A 19,118-nucleotide genomic window follows, 5' to 3' on the forward strand; every position below is an offset into this window, starting at 1 on the left:
CTTATGAAAAGCCTGTCCTGCACCATGGAACGAACACCCGGCCCGCCTGACGCGCCCGCCATGAATATCGGGGCGCGGGCAGGCGGAGCCCCTGATCCGGAGGCCTGGGCCGTTGCCCTTGAACGGGCGGCCGATCCGGGGGAACGATCGGATCTTCTGGACGATTACCTGAGAACGGGGTTCGGACGCAGCGAGTCGGGGCTCAGGCTGGATCTGATCGCCAATCCCTACGCCATCGTGGCCACCGGTCGCTATGGACGGCGGGAGGTGGGGCGGCGGCCCGAGGTGGGGATTCTGTTTATTTTCAATGACAGAATCCCCGAAGGGGCCGAGGGACTGATCCGGGATATCGTCTACCCCCTCTGGGACCGTCGGGTGATGGTTCATCACAGCACCCGGACCCTTTCGGACTGCCTGTCGGATGCGGCGAAGGATATCGGCACCCTGGTGACCCTGATGGACGCCCGGTTCGTTTGCGGCGTTTCGACCCTGTACTCACGGTTGACGGGCCGTTTGCGGGAAAAGGTCGTGTTCCGGCGGAGACGGGAGATTCTTGCCTTTCTTCTGGAGCGGGACAGGGAGCGTCATCGCCGTTACGGCCGGCCGGAAGACGGCCCGGAACCGGACCTGGTACGCAGCCCCGGCGGACTCGAAGACGTCCAGTCGATCCTGACCGGAGCCCGGACCGTGGGCGGCGTGATGGACCTCCGGGACATCGAACGGCTGGGTCTGATGTCGACGGACGAGTGTGAGGCTTTAAATCTGGCCCGGGACGTTGTTCGGCGGGTACTTGCGGTCACCGAGACGGACGAATCCGGATCGCCGGGCCGTCTTTCCCTGAACCGTCAGCACGGTGCGGCCCGGGCCCTGGGCTACACCAACGCCGGGGGACGCAATGGGGTGGACCGTTTTCTCACGGACCTGACGGGTCATATGGACCGGATCATGACAGTCTACCGGCGGTTTTTCCTGGACCTTGTCCCGGAGATGATTATCGGGCGTCCGGTCCAGGCCGGGAAAATCAACACCGGCACAAAGTGGGTGAATGTGACCCGGGGCATGATCACGGTGACCTCGTCGGTCAAGCTGATCCGGCATCCCGGACTGATGCTTTCCGTGTTTGAGGAAAGCCGTTCAACCGGTGCGCCCTTGTCTCCGGAAACCCGGCGGCTGATCGAGGCCTTCGGACCCGGCCTTGCCCAGGCCGGATGCCGTGACACCGCCGTCATGACGGCCTTTGAATCGGTGCTGTTCGATGGGCCGGAAGGATCGGATATCCCGGCCGTGCTGCTTGAAACCGGCCTTTTGGGGGCTTTTGTTCCCGTCTTCGCCGCGTTCCGGCATCGCCGGGAGTTCGGTGCTGTGGAGCGTCGGCCCATGTGCGAGCGGCATCTTGACATTTTGGACCGGCTCAAGGGGCTTCTCGGGGCCCATGGCAGCAGGGTGCCGTTCGTTTCTGCCGACCTCCGGAGGGGCCTTCTCTGGGCCGGCCTGTTTCATGACCTTTATCGGATATTTCCAGGTCGCCGAAGACATCGGGCCGCAGCCCGTGAGGTGGCGCTTATTCTTGCGCGTTTTAAAAAAGACGCGCCCTTTGTTCGCAGAGTGCTGGACCTGATCGATCACTCCCGCCGGATTATCCGGTTTGTCACCGGTGAACCGGTCAGTGAAAAGGCGCGCGTGACGGCCCTGGTTCGATCGTGGCGGGGGGTGACCCCCCAGACCCTGACCGGTGCCTGCTATCTGGCCCGGGCCGTGATTGAGACCCGTTTCGCCGGGCGGATCGACGATTTCATCCTGGCGGATCTGTCGGTGTTTTACAATTGGAGCCTGGGCGTCCTGTCGGGGGTTTGTTCTCCCTCCTCACCCGATGGCGACGCCCTTGCTCCTGATTCGCTTGCAAAGGTCACGGCCCTTGACCGGAAAAAACACCGGGGGCCCTGTGTCCATGTCCTTGAATTTGCGAATACCCGAACCGTCACGCTGGCCTGCCCCCGGGACCCGCTTACGCTGTGCGGTGTGCCCGCCCTCTTTTCGGCCCACGGCATGGAGGTTTACGATCTTCGGGTCGCGGACGGTCCGGGCGAGGACCTTGTTCTGGTGGTCCGGGTGACCCCGCCCAAAGACCGGATGTTCGAACGGAGGGCCTGGGCCGGCTTCGAAGAGGCTCTTGAGCGGTTTTTTCGGGAGAAGCCCTCGCCGCTGAGTAAGCCCGGTGAGCGGACGGGGGGCCCGCGACGGCACCTTTCCATGGACCGCTCCGGGCCGGGGGACAGCACGCGGATCAGCGTGATCGGTACCGGAGGCCCGGAGGATGACGCAACGGTTTTGCGGGCCGTGACCAGGGCGGGGGGACGCGTCCGGTTCATGCGGCGAATGCACGATACCCGGCGGCCCGGCCTGTGGGTCTGGGTGCGGACGGACCGGGAAGAGACGGTGGGGCCGGACTTTTTGGATCGGATGAAGGAGGTGCTGGATGGGTGCTGAGATGGGAAAAACAATCCGGTTGATCGATTCCACGCTGAGGGATGGGGAACAGGCCCCGGGAGTCTCCTTTAACCGTTCCGACAAGATCGCCGTCGCCACGATGCTGGCCGAGGCCGGTATCGACGAACTCGAAGCGGGAATTCCCGCCATGGGGGACCGTGAATGTGAGGATATTCTGGCGCTTCATCGGCTGAACCTGCCCTGCCGGATCACCCCCTGGTGCCGGGCCCGGGCGGGGGACCTGGAACTGGCAGCCCGGGCCGGAGCATCCAGTGTTCACATCGGCTTTCCCCTCTCGCCGATCCACCTTCAGGTGACCGGCAACACCCTGGACGGGGTGCTGGAGGATCTGAACCGTCTGGTGACTCTGGCAAGGTGCCGTTTCGACCATGTGTCCGTGGGCGCCATGGATGCCGTTCGGACCGCGCCGGACACCCTGGCCCTGTGGCTTCGGTCCGCCTGTGACGCCGGAGCGCATCGGGCCCGCATCGCCGATACGGTGGGGCTTTCCACGCCGTCGTCGGTGGCGGCGCTCGTTGCAGGCCTTTCGGCGGCCGTGCCGGAGATGCCCCTTGACTTCCATGGTCACAACGATCTGGGCATGGCCACGGCCAACGCCCTGACGGCCGCCGAACACGGGGCCTTCGCCCTGTCCGTCACCGTCAACGGCCTGGGTGAGCGTGCAGGAAACGCGGCCACCGAGGAAGTGGCGGCGGCCATCCATTTCGCATCACCTCTGACCTGCCGGCTAAGGCCCGAGGCCCTGGCTCCGGTCTGCGCCCGTGTGGCCCGGGCCAGCGGCCGCCCCATAAGGCCGGACAAGCCCGTGACCGGCTCAGCGGTCTTCGACCACGAGTCGGGCATCCACGGCCAGGGCCAGCTCAAGCATCCCCTGGCCTTCCAGCCGTTCACCGCCGATGTGGTGGGACACGCCCCGGGCCGGCTGGTGCTGGGCACCCATTCGGGAACCGCCATGCTCACCCACCTGCTGGACCGCGCGGGCATTGCTCTGACGACCGACCAGGCCCGCGAGCTGCTGAGTGTGATCCGGTCGCAGACACGCAGGGAAAAGCGGCCGCTCGACACCCTGAAACCATGATGGGCACGCTACCGCTTTGCCCATCCTACCTTTTCCCGACCGTAGGATGGGCAAAGCGCAGCGTGCCCATCAGTTTGGGCAACGAGGATTATTATTAATTTCAAATTATTAAGCCGCGACCACGCTCTTTTTTCAACATGAGCATACGTTTACCCCGGCTCACGTCCCTGTTTTTAATCCTCCAAAAGCGGATAGACCCCGTCGGCGTCGTGGTCTTCACGGCCGGTGAGGGGCGGGTTGAACACGCAGATCATCCGAAGGTCGGAAAAGGCCGTCAGGTGATGCTTCTCGTGGTTGGACAGGGCGTACATGGTGCCGTCCTTGATGGGGATGATCTCGCCGGTCTCCAGGACTTCGAGCTGGCCTTCGCCGCCCACGCAGTACACCGCCTCCAGATGGTTCCTGTACCAGATCAGGGTGGTGGTGCCCGCGAAGATGGTGGTGTCGTGGAAGGAAAACCCCATGTTGTCCTTTCTGAGCAGCAGCCGGCGGCTGGCCCAGGTTCCCGTTTCCGCCCGGACGTCCCGGTCGGTTCCTATGATATCGTCAAGCTGTCTTACAATCATCACATCTCCATGGTCAGGCATTCATGTTTTTCGGCGACAATTTCATCGATGGCTTCCTCGACGATGCCGATGCCGCGCAGCAGGGTTTCCTCGTCGATGACCAGAGGCGGCAGGAATTTCACCACCTGGTCGTCGGCGCCGGACAGTTCGATGACCAGCCCTTTTTCGAAACAGCGCTCGGATACCTGCGAGGCCATGCCCCGCTCAGGCAGTTCCAGGCCGAAGATCATGCCCCGGCCACGAACAGATGCGTTCAGGTCCGGATGCTTGTCGGCGATGGCGGTCAGGGCTTTTCGAATCACAGCGGATTTATGCTTGACCGCATTGGACAGGTCCATGGTGTCCCAGTAGGACAGGGCCTCGGTGGAGGCCACGAAGGCCAGGTTGTTGCCCCGGAAGGTCCCGGTGTGCTCGCCGGGCTTCCACTGGTCCAGGTCCTGGCGAAGCAGCAAGAGGGCCAGGGGCAGGCCGCCGCCGATGGCCTTGGACAGGGTCACCATGTCGGGTTTGATGCCAGAGTCCTCGAAGCTGAAAAAATCCCCGGTGCGCCCGTTGCCCACCTGGATATCGTCGATGATCAGGAGGATGTCGAATTCGTAGCAGAGCTGGGCAAGGCCCCGCAGCCATTCGGCGCCGGCCACATTGATCCCGCCTTCGGCCTGGATGGTTTCGACGATGACCGCCGCCGGAAGATCCAGCCCGCTGCTGTTGTCCGTGAGCATTTTCCGGAAATAAGCCAGGGTGTCGAACTCCGGTCCCAGGTAGTTGTCGTAGGGCAGGAAACTCACGTTTGACCGGCTGATATGGGCCTCGTCCCGGTAGAAGTTGTTGCCGGTGACGGCCAGGGCTCCCATGGTCAGGCCGTGGAAGGCGTTGGTGAAGGCCACGATGTTCGAGCGTCCCTTGATCATCCGGGCCAGCTTGATGGCGCTTTCCACGGTGTTGGTGCCGGTGGGGCCGGTGAACTGGACCTTGTATTCCAGATTACGGGGCTCAAGAATGGTCTCCGACAGCTTGGTCAGAAACCGTTTTTTGGCGGTGGTGGCCATGTCCAGGCTGTGGACCACCCCGTTTTTCTGCAGATAGGCGATCAGGGCCTCGGTGATCTTCGGGTTGTTGTGCCCGTAGTTCAGGGTGCCCGCTCCGGCGAAAAAGTCGATGTATTCCCGACCGGATTCATCGGTCAGGATGCTGCCCTGGGACGTTTCGAAGATGGTGGGAAAGGACCGGACGTAGCCCCGGACCCGTGATTCCAGATTTTCAAAGATTCTCATGATATCCTCCTAGGATGAATGAAGGGCGGGTCCGATGCGGAAAAGCGTTTCGGGTGCATGGCCGCTTTTCCCGAACAGCCCTTCGGAAAAAAAAGTGTCGTTGAATGCATAGGGCGCCCCGACCGTTCGGGCCAGGGCGGTGAACAGGGCGATCGATGCCGCGTTGTCCGCCGTGATGGTGGTGTCGAGATAGCTCAGACGACGGCCCGAAAGAGCGCGTGTCAGCGTTTCGAGCATGGCAAGGGCGATACCCTTCCCCCGGCACTCACCGTCGACGGCCACCTGCCAGATGAACAGGGTGTCGGGTGCCTCCGGGGGGATGTAGCCGGTCACAAACCCCACGATGCGTCCCCCGGACTCGGCCGCCATGGATGTTTGTGAAAAATGACGTCCCATGATCAGGTAATGGTAGCAGGAGTTGACGTCCAGTGTCCGGGATCGGATGGCCAGATCGTGCATGAACCGTCCGTCTTCGGCGGTGGGATGACGAAAAATGATGGTTTCTCCGTTTGAGGATGTCCTGGTGTCGCTCTGTGCCTTCATAAGATAATTTTCCAAATTAAAACAATATTTTATGATTATTACGTTTTGTTAATAACAGCTATACCGTTGCTTTTAAATGAATTGTGAGAATTTAGAAATGTCCTCACGAGTGATTCAAAAGGTGATCGCAGTGTCGAATTCTAAATGATATTAATCTGAAATTAAAGGGTATTTCGGTGTGGAATGGGCTGGTGTTCTGTCTGAATATCATAAAGAACGAGGCTGCTGATCAATGAGCAGATAAAATAGCAAAAAAAGGTCGATGTCCGGTTGTCGGGGTCCATGGTTTCAAGCCTGTAAATAAAATTGATTGAAATTAATTAGATACCATATAAGGCTCTGAGGGATATGTCAACCCCCTGGAATATTTTTATTGATACAGGGATTTCAAGATAGGAAAAAAATAATTGCTGAAATGACTTTGAATCCGGCACGGTCCGCCCCTGGGTTGGGGGACCGCGCCTGCGTCAGAACAATTTCCGGAAGGCCGTGGCCTTGATGCCGGCAACCACAGGTACGCCGATGTCAATGCCCAGTTCCTCCGCCGCTTCGGGGACGATCTGGGCGATCAGTTTCCGGCCGGCGCAGTCCAGTTCGACGCCGGTGCGGTTGCCCAGGGAAAAGGTCGCGGTGACGGTGCAGTTCAACAGATTCCGGGCGCTGGACGCTTCGGGATGGCGCTTGAACAGCATGATTTCCCGGGACGACAGTTCGAAGGTGTTTTCACCGGTTTTCCCCGGTTCCGTGAGAATCAGGCTGATGCCGCCCCACCGGAATCGCCACAGATCCCGGTGGGGCCGGGGGTCGGTCAGGGTCAGCAGGTTGGCGTAGGCCTCACGGCCGGCCATCATGCTTTTTCGGGCCAGCTGCTCGGCGGGCATCCGACCGGTCAGGCGGCCCCGGTCCATGACGAGGACCTCGTCGGTCATCAGCCTCATTTCGCCCAAAGAATGGCTGATGAACACCACGGGAATGGCGATGTCTTCGAACACCCGTTTCAGGTAAGGGATGATCTGGTATTTCAGGTCACGGTCCAGGCCGGTCAGGGGTTCGTCCATCAGAATAAGGCGCGGCGCGGCCAACAACGTCCGTCCCAGGGCCACCCGCCGGCATTCCCCGCCGGACAGGCGCAATACGCTCCGGTCGAGCAGGGGAGCAAGGCCCAGGACTTTGATCAGGGTGTCGGGATCGACCTCGCCTGCCTCGCCGGGGCGGCGTCTGTAACCGTACATCAGGTTTTTCCGGACGGTCATGTGGGGGAACAGGTGGCCGTGCTGGAACACCACGCCGATGCGGCGGCGGTGCGGGGGGAGGTCGATGCCCGCCTCGCTGTCGAACAGCACCTCGCCGTTCAGTCGGATATGCCCCCGGTCCGGCCGGATCAGGCCGGCCAGCATGTGCATGAGGGTGGATTTCCCGCTGCCCGAGGGCCCGAAGACACCGGTTCGCCTTTTTTCGGAAACGAATCGGAGGTCAAGCGTGAAATCACCGCGTTTTTTTTCGATCAGGGCGTCAAGCGTCATGGGCGGCTCCCGCGTTTCATGGTCCGCGCCATGGATTCGCTGATCAGGAGAACGACGAACGACAGACCGATGGAAACCAGGCAGAGGGCCAGCGCCATGGTATCGCCGCCGGGCACGCCGGTATACTCGTAAATGGCCAGGGGAATGGTCTGGGTGACGCCGGGAATGTTGCCCGCCAGGATGATGGTGGCTCCGAACTCGCCCAGGCTTCGCGCGAACATCAGGGTCATGCCCGCCATCAAGGCCCGGCCCGACAGGGGCAGGGTTACGGTGAACAGGCAGTCCCACCAGCCGGCGCCCAGGGTTCGGGCGGCACGGATGTAATGGGGGTCGATGGCTTCCATGCCCAGCTTCAGGGATCGGACCAGAAGGGGGAAACCCACCACCGCCGAGGCGATGACCGCCCCGGACAGACTGAACACCACCCGGATGCCCAGCCGGTCGAAGAGCGGCCCCAGCGGGCCGGACCGTCCCAGCAGCAGCAGCAGCAGGTAACCGACCACCACAGGGGGCAGCACCAGGGGCAGGTTGATCACTCCTTCGATGAGGGACTTGCCCGGCACGCGGGCGTGAACCAGCGCATAGGCCATGGCGAATCCGGGCGGCACGGACAAGAGGGTCGCGCATGTTGCCACTTTCATGGACAGGGCGACGGCCTGAAGATCCTGGGGGCTGAAGGGCATCATACGCTCTCCTTGGATCAGGGGGTCGCGGCCGTATTGCCCTCCGGAGCGTCAAACCCGAAGGACGTGAGGGCGGAGCGGGCGACGGGCCCTGTCAGAAACTCAAAGACGACACGGGCTTCGGCCTTTTCCTTTCCCTCGACGGTCAGGGCCATGGGGTAGACAATGGGGGCGTGGAGGTCAGACGGGACGGTGATAAGGACCACGGCCGTTTCAGCCAGAAGGGCATCGGTGGCGTACACGAACGCACCGTCTGTTTCGCCCCGGTCCGCGTAGAGAAGCGCCTGGCGAACGTCCTTGGTCATCACCAGAACGTTCCGCGCCAACAGGTCCTGATAGATTCCGACTGCCGTCAGGGCGTCCATGGCATACTGGCCCGCCGGAACGCTCTGGGGGCTGCCAAGGGCAATGCGTGAAAGCCCGGTCAGATCCGTCAGCGAGGCCACGTTAAGGCCCTTGCCGCCGATGAAAACCAGCCGGTTTTTGGCCAGAATCCGGACGGCTTGGCTGTCGATTCGTTTTGTTTCAATCAGGTGATCCATCCATTTGGTGTTGGCCGAAATATAAAGGTCGGCCGGGGCCCCCTGATCGATTTGCCGGGCCAGGGCTCCCGATGATCCGAGGTTGAGCCGGATGGTGATGTCCGGGTGACTCCGGCTGAACTGATCGGTAAGTGTCTTGACGGCGTCGGTCATGCTTGCCGCAACGGACATGTGGACGTCTGTGGCGCTGCTAAGGGACGGCATGAGCAGCAGCAGGGAGACAAAAAGCAGGGTGACGTTTTTTTTGAGTGTCATGGAGGCCTCCTGTGTACGTTCGGGTCTGGTTTGTTCATGGTCAATTCAGGAATCGTGCCGGGCCGCCGGACGGAAACGATCGCGGGAAGAACTGCGGGCTGTCCGGGGATTGGCCGGTTTTTTCCCCACAGGACCTTGGGATCGCCGGACAGGGATGTCGTTTTTGTCGCCCGTTTTCGACGAAAATGTCTGTTCGGGACGGAACCGGGTCACCCTTGCCGATGTCCGGGGGAAACCCTTACCTTATCGGTCTGTCCGGGGCGATGGCATGTCATTTATAGTTCATCATTGTTATTTTTGGTAGTATTTAATCGGCTATATGAATAAATATTGACAAATATGGGCACCGGATGGATAGAGTAACGGAGCAATTTTTTCAGATGACACCCGTTCGATTCACCATCCGTATCGACAACACATTGGACCGTGGACTCCCTTGCAGCGTCACGAGGAGTGCATGACATTTGACAGGAGACAACATGATGCGTGAGAACTTTTTAGTCATCGATGGCCGGGACGTGCCCTTCGAACCCGGCCAGACGATTCTGGAGGCGGCCGAAAAAGTGGGGATCGACATTCCCACCCTCTGCCATCTCAAAGACACGACTCCCACCGGGGCCTGCCGGGTCTGCGTGGTGGAGGTGGAAGGGGCCCGGACCCTGATGACCGCCTGCACCGTTCCGGCATCCAAAGGGATGGTTGTCCGGACCGAAACGGCTGCGGTCATTCAGTCCCGCAAAACCACCCTTGAGCTGATGCTCTCGTCGGGCAACCACGAGGACTGCCTGGTCTGTCCGGCCAGCGGGGACTGCCGGCTCCAGGAGCTGGCCTTCCGCTACAAGGTCAAGGGGTCACGTTATCCGAAAACGTCGTCCCGTTACCCCATGGAAGCGGTCAATCCACTGATTTTGAGAAACTTCGACAAGTGCATCCTCTGCGGTCGCTGCGTTCAGGCCTGCCGGGAAATTCAGGTCAACGACGCCATCGATTTCGGCTACCGGGGCGCTGACACCAAAATTGTCGCCAAGGGGGATCTGCCGCTCAAGGACTCGGACTGCGTGTTCTGCGGCCAGTGCATCCAGGTCTGCCCCACCGGGGCCCTGGTCCCCCGGGACGCCTACGAAAAACCCCGGCTCTGCGAAACCGAGGCGATCCGGACCACCTGCCCCTACTGCGGGGTGGGGTGTCAGCAGATTCTCCATGTGAAAAACGGACGCATCGTCCAGGTGTCCGGCGCGGAAGGCGCCGAACCCAACCAGGGCCGCCTGTGCGTCAAGGGCCGCTTCGGCTATGACTTCATTCATTCCAAGGAACGGCTGACCACGCCTTTGATCAAGAAAGACGGCGTGTTTCACCAGGCCTCCTGGGACGAAGCCCTGGATCTGGTGGCCGAGACATTCAGCCGGATCATCAAGGACCATGGCCCCGACGCCCTGGCCGGCGTCAGCTGTGCCCGGAGCATCAACGAAGATTCCTATCAGATGCAGAAACTGTTTCGCGCGGTGATCAAGACGAACAACATTGATCACTGCGCACGTACCTGACATGCCCCCACGGTCGCCGGTCTGGCGACAACGTTCGGCTCAGGTGCGATGACCAATTCCTTCAGGGAATTCAAAAACGCGAAGATGTTCTTCGTCATCGGGTCCAACATGACCGAGGCCCATCCCGTGGCCGCCACGTTCCTTAAAAACGCGGTGCGCAAGGGGGCCAAACTGATCGTGGTGGATCCCCGGAAGCACAAGCTGACGGAATTTGCCGATCTGCATGTGCCCATCAGGGTCGGATCGGACATCGCCTTCTTGAACGGCCTGATGCACGTTCTGATCACCGAGAATCTTTACGACAGGGACTTTGTCGACAAGCACACCTCGAATTTCGAGGAACTCAAACAGGTGGTGATGGACTATCCGCCTGAAAAAGCCGCCGAGATCAGCGGGGTCAGCGCGGAGATGATCGTCAAAACCGCCCGCATGACCGCCTCGGTCAAACCCATGATGCTCTGCTACACCCTGGGCATCACCGAGCATACCTGCGGCCGCAACAACGTGGTGTCCGTGGCCAACCTCCAGATGCTCCTGGGCAACCTGGGCATGGAATGCGGCGGCGTGAACCCCCTGCGGGGCCAGAACAACGTCCAGGGCGCCTGCGACATGGGAGCCCTGCCCAACGTGTTCCCCGGCTACCAGGCCGTGGTCAATCCCGATGCCCGGAAGAAGTTCGAGGAGGCCTGGGGCGTCAGAGACCTGCCGTCTGAAAACGGGCTGATGATTCCCGACATGATGCACGGGCTCGTCACGGGCAAGGTCAAAGGCTTCTATATTTTCGGCGAAAACCTGGCCAACACCGAGCCGGATATCCGGAAGGTGGAGCATGAACTGGAAAGCGCCGAATTTCTTGTGGTTCAGGATATTTTTGAAAACGAAACCACCCGGTTTGCCGATGTGGTGCTTCCGGCGGCGGCCTGGAGCGAGAACGACGGTACCTTCACCAACAGCGAACGCCGGGTCAGCCGGGTCAGGACCGTCTGCGCCCCTCCGGGAGACGCGATGCCCAACTGGTGGATTTTCCGTGAAATCGCCCGTCGCATGGGCCATGTCTGGCCCTCGCAGAGCGCCCGGGAGATCTGGGACAATGAAATTTCCGTTTTGGCCCCGGCCCTGGCAGGGATCAAATACGGCCGCATCGAAGGCGACGGCCTTCAGTGGCCCTGTCCGACCCCGGATCATCCGGGGACGGGATTCCTGCACCGTGACGGCCAGTTCACCCACGGCCGCGGCATCTTTACCCCGGCCCGGTGGACGCCGCCGGCCGAAGTGCCCGACGCGGATTATCCTTTCGTCCTCAGCACCGGACGGCGTCTGTATCATTATCACACCCGGACCCAGACCGGCCGCACCCAGGGTCTCAACGACCTCCTGGGCGAGGAAACCGCCGATATCTCCATCGCCGACGCCCGAAGGCTGGGTATCGCCGACGGCGAGATGATTACCGTATCGTCGCGCCGGGGTGCGGTCAACGTCAAGGCCAGGGTCACCGAGGAGGTGCCGGAGAACATGGTCTGGATGGCCTTCCATTTCCGGGAAGGCAACGCCAACTGGCTGACCCATGCCGCCTTCGACCCCTTCACCAAAACGGCCGAATACAAGGCCTGCGCCGTCAATATCGAAAAACGGGCCTGATCAAAACCCGGTCCGAAAAACAGTAAAACGCCCCGGCCCCCCATGGGACCGGGGCGTTTTACGTTTGATGGCCGGGCAGGCCCGTGGATTCAACTCCTTCCACCGAAGCGACTGCCACCCCGTCCGTGAACGTCTGTGCACGTCCGTGATCGTCCGTGTATGAAACCTGAGCGTAATAAGGAATGTTGGTGAAAAAAATTCCGGCTGCCGGAAGCCCCCCCTTAATAAGGCTGCCAAAAAGCCCTGGCCCTGTCAGTTGACGGGCGGGAAGAGGTCGAAGGCGTCGTCGTCGGTCAGGTCCGGGACGTCCATGGGGCCGAACAGTTCCTCGGCGTCGGGCGGCGGCGGTGGGGCGCGTCGGGCGGGCGGGGGTGCCGGGGCGGGCAGGAAGGTGCGGGGCATGGGCCGGTCCCTGGTGATCATGGCCATGGGAATGGAGACCACATCGCCAACGGCGAGTCGGTTGGGATCGAGGGTGGGATTGATGCGGGCGATCTCCCGAAGGCGGGCTGCGGAGCCGGTGTACCATTTCGCAACCAGAGAAAGGGTTTCGCCCGGAAGGCGTACCGAATGACGATAAAAAGCAGGGCCGGGGGGCACGGGGGGCTCCGTCGCCGGTGTTTCCCGGACGACATCAGGGACCTTGGGGACCTTTACGATCGGCACAGGCCGGGCACAGGCCCCGATGACGACAACGGCAAGAAGGGCCGATGCACCGCAGGCTATGGGGTGGCGTTGGCCGCGCTGATCCATGGCATGTCCTTGTCGGGTTGAAGCCGCGTGAGATAGCCCTTCGCCTTGAGGTTGCCGGGATTGTGTTTCAGGGCTTTTTCGAGATTGTCGATGCACGGCTGCTTTTTCCCCTGCCGGTGCTGGACCACTGCAAGGTTGAAAAGCGCCTTGTCCAGATAGGGCGGATTCAGGGCCGCGGCCTGGCGGAACATCTGCTCGGCCAGGGAAAATTTTTTCAGGGCGGCGTAGGAATAGCCCAGATTGTAATAGGTCTCGCAGGGCCGGAAAGCCAGGTCGGCGGCGGCCCGATAGGCCTGAACGGCCTTGACGTGGTTGTTTGATTCCGTCCACAGTCGGCCCAGATCAAAATGGGCCCGCCCGTGGCGGGGATCGATGTCGACGGCCGCGGTGAGCAGCTCCCGGGCCTGATCGGGGTACTGCCCGGCGATGAGGTCGGCCTGGCCCCGGAGGGCCCTGGAATAGTCGATTCGAATATCCGGCCGAAGGTCCGGGGCGTTTTGCGCGATGATCTGCCGATAAAGGGGAATGGCCCGGCTGTAGTCTTTGTGGTCGAGGGCGTTTCGGGCCTGTGCCGAAAGGGGTTCAAACCCGTTCGACGCCGTGTCGGCCGGAGTGGCGTTTGACGCGGCCGCTTCCGCTCCGGCGGGTGATGCGACGGCGGTCGGGGGCATGGAGGATGTGCCCGAGGCGTCGGGCCGCATTCGATAGACGAGGGCAAGGATGGACATGAGCAGGGCCAAACAGGCCGCCGTCAATCCGATCCAACGTTTCGTCCGGGGAACAGGCTGATGGCGGTCGTCTGACGGGGGAGCCGTTCTGACGGGCCGGGCCGGGCCGGGCGTCGATGGAGCCTGACGTGTGACGCCGTAAGGGTGCGGGCGAACCGGGGCGGGAAAGACCCCGTCGTTCACGCCCCTGTTGAGCACGATGAACTGTTGCGCACATTCGGTGATGATCGACGGGGGAATGGTGACTTTATCCCGGATATAGCCCGTGACCAGAGCGTGATCGCACAGGGTGTTGATCATGCGGGGGTATCCCATGGACACGTGATGGATTTCACGGACGGCGGCGTGGGTGAAGATGGAGCGGCGGGCCCCGGCCACGCCCAGCCGGTAGGCGATGTAGGCCGCCGTTTCTTTTTCGGACAGAGGATCGATATGGTAGACCAGGCTGATGCGCTGCCGAAGGGCCCGGCATTCGGGCAAAGACAGGGTGTCATGGATTTCATTTTGTCCCACGAAAAAGATGCTGATGAGTTTTTCATCGGGTTTTTCGATGTTCGACAGCAGTCGGATATGTTCAAGCACCTCCCGGGACAGGCTGTGGGCTTCATCGATGATCAGCAAAAGGGTCCGGCCGGACCGATAGGCCTTGTTCAGAAAATCACTGAACGCCGCGAGAAAATCGACTTTGGAGGTGAAGGGGCCGGGTATCTGAAAAGACAGGGCGATGTAGTTGTAAAACCCGATCAGATCCATGGCCGGATCCCTGACGGTGGCCGCCAGAACCGAGTCGTCCAAGGTTTCCAGAAGGGCGTTGATCAGGGTGGTTTTGCCCGTGCCCACGTCTCCGGACACCAGAAGGAAGCCTTTCTGGTCCATCACGCCGTATTTCAAGGTGGCCAGGGCCTCCTTGTGTTTTTCCCCGAGCCAGAAGAACGCCGGGTCGGTGCTCAGCTGGAAGGGTTTGCGGATGAGTCCGTAATGGGATCGATACATGACAAACCGTCCTTGTCGGGTGTCCATGTAAAAAACGATCGCCTTGTCTGAGTCGCGGGTGTCTGTCTGTCGACGGTATCGGTCGGCCGGCGATGGCCAACGGGCCCTTATTCACGGCGGATCACAGCGGTTACGGAGGAGATGACGGGAACTGAAATGAGCCCGTTGATGAAATATTGACCATACTCTATCACGGTTTGCACCGACGAGTCAAAATGTCTTTTCGGCCGGGTGGTTACCGGCTTTGATCGATATCGGGATCGCTCGCGCCGCAGGGCAATCGCATGTATGATCTTAAAACACATGGGTCTCTTCCTGCGGAACGAATAGCATATGCGATTGCCCTGGATCGCGCCGCGCCCTCCCTTGATCGATGGGCCCCGGCATGGTATGGTGGCGACCAAAAAACAAACCAATGAATGAAAAACGTCCCGGCATCGGGACAGGGGGGAGAACCATGACCAGATGTTTTCTTTTTGTGACGCTGATGTTTACAAGCCTGACCGTGGCCGCCCAGGCGGTTCAGATCGCACCGTCGCCCCTGACGGGGCCAACGTTCGCCAAGGGGGTTCACACAGGCCGCGGGGAACTCGTCTATATCAACTACGACGATGTTTACGGAGGCGGGATCCAGGGCGTCAAGCGGTTCGCCCTGAGTGACCGGGTGGCCCTGTCGCCCTCGGTCGGGGCCTATCATCTGACCGGTGACCAGGCCTATACCGATCCCGTTATGGGGGGCGTCACCATGGACATGGATTACACCTTCGCGGCCGGGGGGCTTCGGGGAGAGGTCCAGCACCGGATCGGAGCCCTGAACCTGATCATTTTCGGCGGGGGGCTTTTCCATTACGGTGAATCCGAATCCGATCTGTCTGTGGCCGGTGTCCCGGGCAGCGACCGGGTGGAATCCACCGACAAAGGCCTGGGCTGGGAGGCGGGTGCCCAGGCGGCCGTCGCGCTTGGAACGGTGACCGCCATCGTGTTTTTCCGCCATGAATCCCTGCGGGTCACGACGGACAACGAGGATGAACCGGGCGCGACGATCACCTCGGACCCCGAACAGACCGTCACCTTCGACAGCAACACCCTGGGCGTTGACGTGCTGTTCAAAAACGGCATCAGCCTGAGCGGACTGCTTTCCATTCCGGACGACAGCGACGAAGAAAACGTGACGATGATCAAGCTGGGCTTCCCGTTCTGATTGCCCGAGGGGATCACGACGGGAAACCGTTTTGTCACCGTATGTTTCATATCCTTGAAGAAAACTAAAAACGGCCTTCGTGAGAATCTCAGTGGATTGATCTCAGATCAATCCTGTTGACTTAAACACGTCATCCGTGCCGGCAAGAAATACACCGCTTGAACACACGAGACCCTCTGTGCCTTTGTGTCTCCGTGAGAAATTACATAGACCGTGCCCTTCAAAGACGCCGGTTTAATCGCTCTCACAGAGGCACGGAGACACAGAGAACGCCGGACATGCCGGGGCATGTCGCACGGCAACGCTCCTGGGGGCATCCCATGCCGTGATTCATGGGCCGTGCGGGATAGACATGCGATTGCCCTGGCAGGGCCCCAATGAGCCCTTGCCCTGAAACGGTAAATGCTTTATAGATGGGCAGAGGTTTTTCCCGGAATCCGGGTCCGTCTGTCCAATCCCTGTTAACAGGTTCAAGGTAACGTAAATGGAGCGCGCCGATTATTTCATACGCCGGTTTCTTTTGGTGATTCCCACCTTTATCGGAATCACCCTGGTGTGTTTTCTGCTGATCCAGTTCGTGCCCGGCGGGCCCGTTGAGCAGGCGCTGATGGCGATGAAGGGCGTGGGGGAATCGGGGCCGGCGACGGTATCGGCCAACGCCGCGTCCATCTCCGAGGCCCAGCGCAAACAGATCGAGGCCCATTTCGGTTTTGACAAGCCCTTTTACCAGCGGTATTACACCTGGCTGGTCGAAAACCGCATCGGTATGCGCATGGAATCCTACAGTTTTCCCAACAAGAACGCCTGGCAGCTGATCAGCGAGAGGTTCAAGGTCTCCCTGATTTTCGGGATCACCGGATTTCTCCTGACCTACCTGGTCTGCATTCCTTTGGGCATTTTAAAGGCCCTTTACCACACCCGGGCGGTGGATGTGGTGTCCAGCCTTTTGGTGTTCGTGGGCTACGCCGTGCCGGTGTTCGCCTTCGGCATGATCCTCAAAATGCTGTTCTGCGGCACCGTGGAAGGTCTCTTTGACGTGTTCCCCGTGTCGGGCTTCACCTCGGATCATTTTGACAGCCTGCCGTTTGTGCTCAAGGTCAAGGACATTTTCATGCACATGTTTCTGCCGCTGTGCTGTTACATGATCGGCAGTTTCGCCGTCTTGACCCTTCTGATGAAAAATTCGCTGCTCGAACAGATCAGCAGGGATTACATGCGCTGCGTGGTGGCCAAGGGCGCCGGATTCTCCCGGGCGGTCTGGGGCCACGCCTTTCGGAATTCCCTGATCCCCATCGCCACGGGCTTCGGGTCCATCCTGACCGTGATGTTCGCCGGATCGGTGATCATCGAGCAGGTGTTCGAAATTCCGGGCATGGGGCGCCTGAGCCTCGAGGCCATCGTGGGGCGGGATTACCCGGTGTTCATGGGCATTTTGTCCCTGACCTCCCTGCTGGGTCTTGTGGGTAACATTCTGTCGGATTTCTGCTATGTGCTCATCGACCCCCGGATCAATTTCCGGGATGCGTGACAAAGGTGCCATGAACGATCGGATAGGCTCATGACGATCACCGGTTTTTTTGCCGTCCAAAACCCCGAGACGATCCGGAGACTGAAGCGGTTCAGAAGCCGGCGCCTGGCCCGTTTTTCCCTGTGGATTCTCGCCGCACTCTACCTGATCAGCCTGGGGGCCGAACTGGTGTGCAACAGCGATCCCCTTTACCTGCGCCTTGAGGGGCAATCTTATTTTCCCGTGTTTCGGTATTATCCGGAAGATGCGTTTCTTGGAAACGGCAAACAGACCCGGCCCGATTACAAGAAGATGGCGGCGCTGCCCCTGTTTGCGGACAACCCGCGCAATATCATGATTTTTCCTTTGCTCTCCTACGGCCCCTATGAAAGCGTGTCGCCCTCGGATCTGGCCGCAGACCGGATGGTGACCCTGGAACTTTATCCGATGCTCCGCATGGCCACGGTCAATCTGCGTCCGGACGGCACGATATCCCGCTCCGCCTCCTTCGGGACCTTTGCGGATCTGCCTGAGCCCGAAATCTGGGGCCGCCCGATCAGAGATTTTCTGACCCTTCCCGATGCGGTGACGCATGCGGTGGCCGGCCGGTTCGAAAACAGGGCAGAAGACGCCTTCGAAACCCGCCTTGCCTTTGCAAACGGCCGGCGGGCCGTCCTGGAACTGCCGGCGTATGCCCCCCGCAGCACGCCGCCGAAAAGCGTCCGGCTGACCCTCCGGGAAGAGGGAACGATCGGGGATGATCCCGTCCGAATCCGTTTTGACAAGACCCTTGCGATAAAGGGAAGCCCCCCGGAACTGTGGCGGTCCCTGGACGACGACACCCGGAAAAAACTGACCGACCGCCTTTCGATGCGTTTCGATCGCCCGGTGGATGCCCTGTTCCTCGATATCGGCAAAGGGTTTTACCGGGCCGAGTTCGACAAAAAGGATATCCGCTTTCCCCATCCGCCCACCGGCCGTCATCTTCTGGGACTGGACGAGGCCGGTCGGGACGTGCTGGCCCGGATTCTCTACGGCCTTCGGATTTCCCTGACCTTCGGCCTGGTGCTGGTGGTCAGTTCCATGGCCCTTGGCATCGGTGCCGGGGCCGTCCAGGGATACTACGGCGGCACGGTGGACATCACGGCCCAGCGGCTGATCGAAATCTGGAGCGCCCTGCCGTTTCTTTACGTGATGATTCTGATGGGCTCGGTCTACGGCCGGAGCTTCGGCCTGCTTCTGGTCTGTTACGGGATCTTCAACTGGATCGGGATCTCCTACTACGTCCGGGCCGAGTTTCTTCGCCTGAGAAAACAGCCCTTCGTCGAGGCGGCCAAATGCCTGGGGATTTCCTCGTTCAAAATTATCTTCAAGCATATCCTGCCCAACGCCATGGTACCGGTGATCACCTTTTTCCCCTTCTCCCTGGTGGGGGCCATCGGGTCCCTGGCCGCCCTGGATTACCTGGGCTTCGGCCTGCCCCCCCCCACGCCGAGCTGGGGTGAACTGCTGGCCCAGGCCCAGCAGTACCGCTGGGCCTGGTGGCTGATCGTCTACCCGTCCCTGGCCCTGTTTATCGTGATGCTTCTGGGGGTCTTCATCGGCGAAGGCGTGAGAAACGCCTACGACCCCAAACGGTATGCCAGGCTGGAGTAGTTAGACGGTGTATGGTTGACCTGGCGCCCTGATGGGCACGCTTCGCTTTGCCCATGAGGCAGGCCGAACTCAGGCGCGTTGACAAACGGATAGGGAAACCGTCTGAAGCCTTAGTTAATTCAAAAC

General features: G+C 60.7%; 14 protein-coding genes. 6 read left to right on the plus strand and 8 right to left on the minus strand.

All coding sequences use genetic code 11. The features are described from left to right. Positions 1-3: 3 nt before the first annotated feature. Positions 4-2,487, plus strand: coding sequence for a [protein-PII] uridylyltransferase family protein (locus ACYQ11_RS18595; protein WP_459925322.1), 2,484 nt, complete (start codon positions 4-6; stop codon positions 2,485-2,487). Continuing rightward, a complete protein-coding gene (locus ACYQ11_RS18600; RefSeq protein WP_459925323.1) occupies positions 2,477-3,586 on the plus strand; it encodes a homocitrate synthase/isopropylmalate synthase family protein in 1,110 nt (369 codons plus the stop codon). The genes ACYQ11_RS18595 and ACYQ11_RS18600 overlap by 11 nt, the downstream gene beginning before the upstream one ends. A gap of 173 nt (positions 3,587-3,759) precedes the next feature. Here ACYQ11_RS18600 and ACYQ11_RS18605 read toward each other — a convergent pair whose 3' ends face one another. From ACYQ11_RS18605 to modA, 6 genes are all read right to left on the minus strand, one after another. Continuing rightward, complete coding sequence (locus ACYQ11_RS18605) at positions 3,760-4,152, minus strand: ectoine synthase (protein WP_459925324.1); 393 nt, start codon at positions 4,150-4,152, stop codon at positions 3,760-3,762. Next, positions 4,152-5,426 carry a diaminobutyrate--2-oxoglutarate transaminase gene (gene ectB, locus ACYQ11_RS18610; protein WP_459925325.1) on the minus strand — a complete coding sequence of 425 codons (1,275 nt, stop codon included), beginning with the start codon at positions 5,424-5,426 and terminating at the stop codon, positions 4,152-4,154. Before ectB ends, ACYQ11_RS18605 begins: the two co-directional genes overlap by 1 nt. A 9-nt stretch (positions 5,427-5,435) precedes the next feature. Further along, positions 5,436-5,969, minus strand: a complete 534-nt coding sequence (gene ectA, locus ACYQ11_RS18615; protein ID WP_459925326.1) for a diaminobutyrate acetyltransferase — start codon at positions 5,967-5,969, stop codon at positions 5,436-5,438. 467 nt (positions 5,970-6,436) lie between these two features. After that, positions 6,437-7,492 carry a molybdenum ABC transporter ATP-binding protein gene (gene modC / locus ACYQ11_RS18620; RefSeq protein ID WP_459925327.1) on the minus strand — a complete coding sequence of 352 codons (1,056 nt, stop codon included), beginning with the start codon at positions 7,490-7,492 and terminating at the stop codon, positions 6,437-6,439. After that, on the minus strand, positions 7,489-8,178 hold the full coding sequence (gene modB, locus ACYQ11_RS18625) for a molybdate ABC transporter permease subunit (RefSeq protein ID WP_459925328.1): 690 nt from the start codon (positions 8,176-8,178) through the stop codon (positions 7,489-7,491). Before modB ends, modC begins: the two co-directional genes overlap by 4 nt. Positions 8,179-8,192: 14 nt before the next feature. Continuing rightward, positions 8,193-8,972 (minus strand): molybdate ABC transporter substrate-binding protein, encoded by a 780-nt coding sequence (gene modA / locus ACYQ11_RS18630; RefSeq protein WP_459925329.1) that lies wholly within the window; start codon positions 8,970-8,972, stop codon positions 8,193-8,195. A gap of 482 nt (positions 8,973-9,454) precedes the next feature. Between modA and fdhF the strand changes: the two genes are divergently transcribed. Further along, positions 9,455-12,154: a formate dehydrogenase subunit alpha gene (gene fdhF, locus ACYQ11_RS18635; RefSeq protein ID WP_459925335.1), complete on the plus strand. Its 2,700-nt coding sequence runs from the start codon at positions 9,455-9,457 to the stop codon at positions 12,152-12,154. 252 nt (positions 12,155-12,406) lie between these two features. On the opposite strand, the gene ACYQ11_RS18640 is transcribed toward fdhF, so the two are convergent. After that, positions 12,407-12,907: a hypothetical protein gene (locus ACYQ11_RS18640; RefSeq protein WP_459925330.1), complete on the minus strand. Its 501-nt coding sequence runs from the start codon at positions 12,905-12,907 to the stop codon at positions 12,407-12,409. Next, positions 12,877-14,628, minus strand: a complete 1,752-nt coding sequence (locus ACYQ11_RS18645) for an AAA family ATPase (RefSeq protein ID WP_459925331.1) — start codon at positions 14,626-14,628, stop codon at positions 12,877-12,879. The genes ACYQ11_RS18640 and ACYQ11_RS18645 overlap by 31 nt, the downstream gene beginning before the upstream one ends. Positions 14,629-15,085: 457 nt before the next feature. On the opposite strand from ACYQ11_RS18645, the gene ACYQ11_RS18650 reads away from it, so the two are divergent. From ACYQ11_RS18650 to ACYQ11_RS18660, 3 genes are all read left to right on the plus strand, one after another. After that, the gene (locus ACYQ11_RS18650; RefSeq protein WP_459925332.1) at positions 15,086-15,829 is read left to right on the plus strand and encodes a hypothetical protein; all 744 of its coding nucleotides are present in this window, start codon (positions 15,086-15,088) and stop codon (positions 15,827-15,829) included. 484 nt (positions 15,830-16,313) lie between these two features. Beyond that, positions 16,314-17,357 carry an ABC transporter permease subunit gene (locus tag ACYQ11_RS18655; protein ID WP_459925333.1) on the plus strand — a complete coding sequence of 348 codons (1,044 nt, stop codon included), beginning with the start codon at positions 16,314-16,316 and terminating at the stop codon, positions 17,355-17,357. A gap of 30 nt (positions 17,358-17,387) precedes the next feature. Further along, complete coding sequence (locus ACYQ11_RS18660; protein ID WP_459925334.1) at positions 17,388-18,992, plus strand: ABC transporter permease subunit; 1,605 nt, start codon at positions 17,388-17,390, stop codon at positions 18,990-18,992. Positions 18,993-19,118 lie beyond the last annotated feature (126 nt).

The sequence above is a fragment of the Desulfatiferula olefinivorans genome (assembly GCF_054657895.1).

Excerpts from the sequence above, each read along its gene's own strand:
- ACYQ11_RS18595 (WP_459925322.1), top strand. The coding sequence starts at position 4 with ATGAAAAGCCTGTCCTGCACCATGGAACGAACACCCGGCCCGCCTGAC.
- ACYQ11_RS18600 (WP_459925323.1), top strand. The coding sequence starts at position 2,477 with ATGGGTGCTGAGATGGGAAAAACAATCCGGTTGATCGATTCCACGCTG.
- ACYQ11_RS18605 (WP_459925324.1), bottom strand. The coding sequence starts at position 4,152 with ATGATTGTAAGACAGCTTGACGATATCATAGGAACCGACCGGGACGTC.
- ectB (WP_459925325.1), bottom strand. The coding sequence starts at position 5,426 with ATGAGAATCTTTGAAAATCTGGAATCACGGGTCCGGGGCTACGTCCGG.
- ectA (WP_459925326.1), bottom strand. The coding sequence starts at position 5,969 with ATGAAGGCACAGAGCGACACCAGGACATCCTCAAACGGAGAAACCATC.
- modC (WP_459925327.1), bottom strand. The coding sequence starts at position 7,492 with ATGACGCTTGACGCCCTGATCGAAAAAAAACGCGGTGATTTCACGCTT.
- modB (WP_459925328.1), bottom strand. The coding sequence starts at position 8,178 with ATGATGCCCTTCAGCCCCCAGGATCTTCAGGCCGTCGCCCTGTCCATG.
- modA (WP_459925329.1), bottom strand. The coding sequence starts at position 8,972 with ATGACACTCAAAAAAAACGTCACCCTGCTTTTTGTCTCCCTGCTGCTG.
- ACYQ11_RS18640 (WP_459925330.1), bottom strand. The coding sequence starts at position 12,907 with ATGGATCAGCGCGGCCAACGCCACCCCATAGCCTGCGGTGCATCGGCC.
- ACYQ11_RS18645 (WP_459925331.1), bottom strand. The coding sequence starts at position 14,628 with ATGTATCGATCCCATTACGGACTCATCCGCAAACCCTTCCAGCTGAGC.
- ACYQ11_RS18650 (WP_459925332.1), top strand. The coding sequence starts at position 15,086 with ATGACCAGATGTTTTCTTTTTGTGACGCTGATGTTTACAAGCCTGACC.
- ACYQ11_RS18655 (WP_459925333.1), top strand. The coding sequence starts at position 16,314 with ATGGAGCGCGCCGATTATTTCATACGCCGGTTTCTTTTGGTGATTCCC.
- ACYQ11_RS18660 (WP_459925334.1), top strand. The coding sequence starts at position 17,388 with ATGACGATCACCGGTTTTTTTGCCGTCCAAAACCCCGAGACGATCCGG.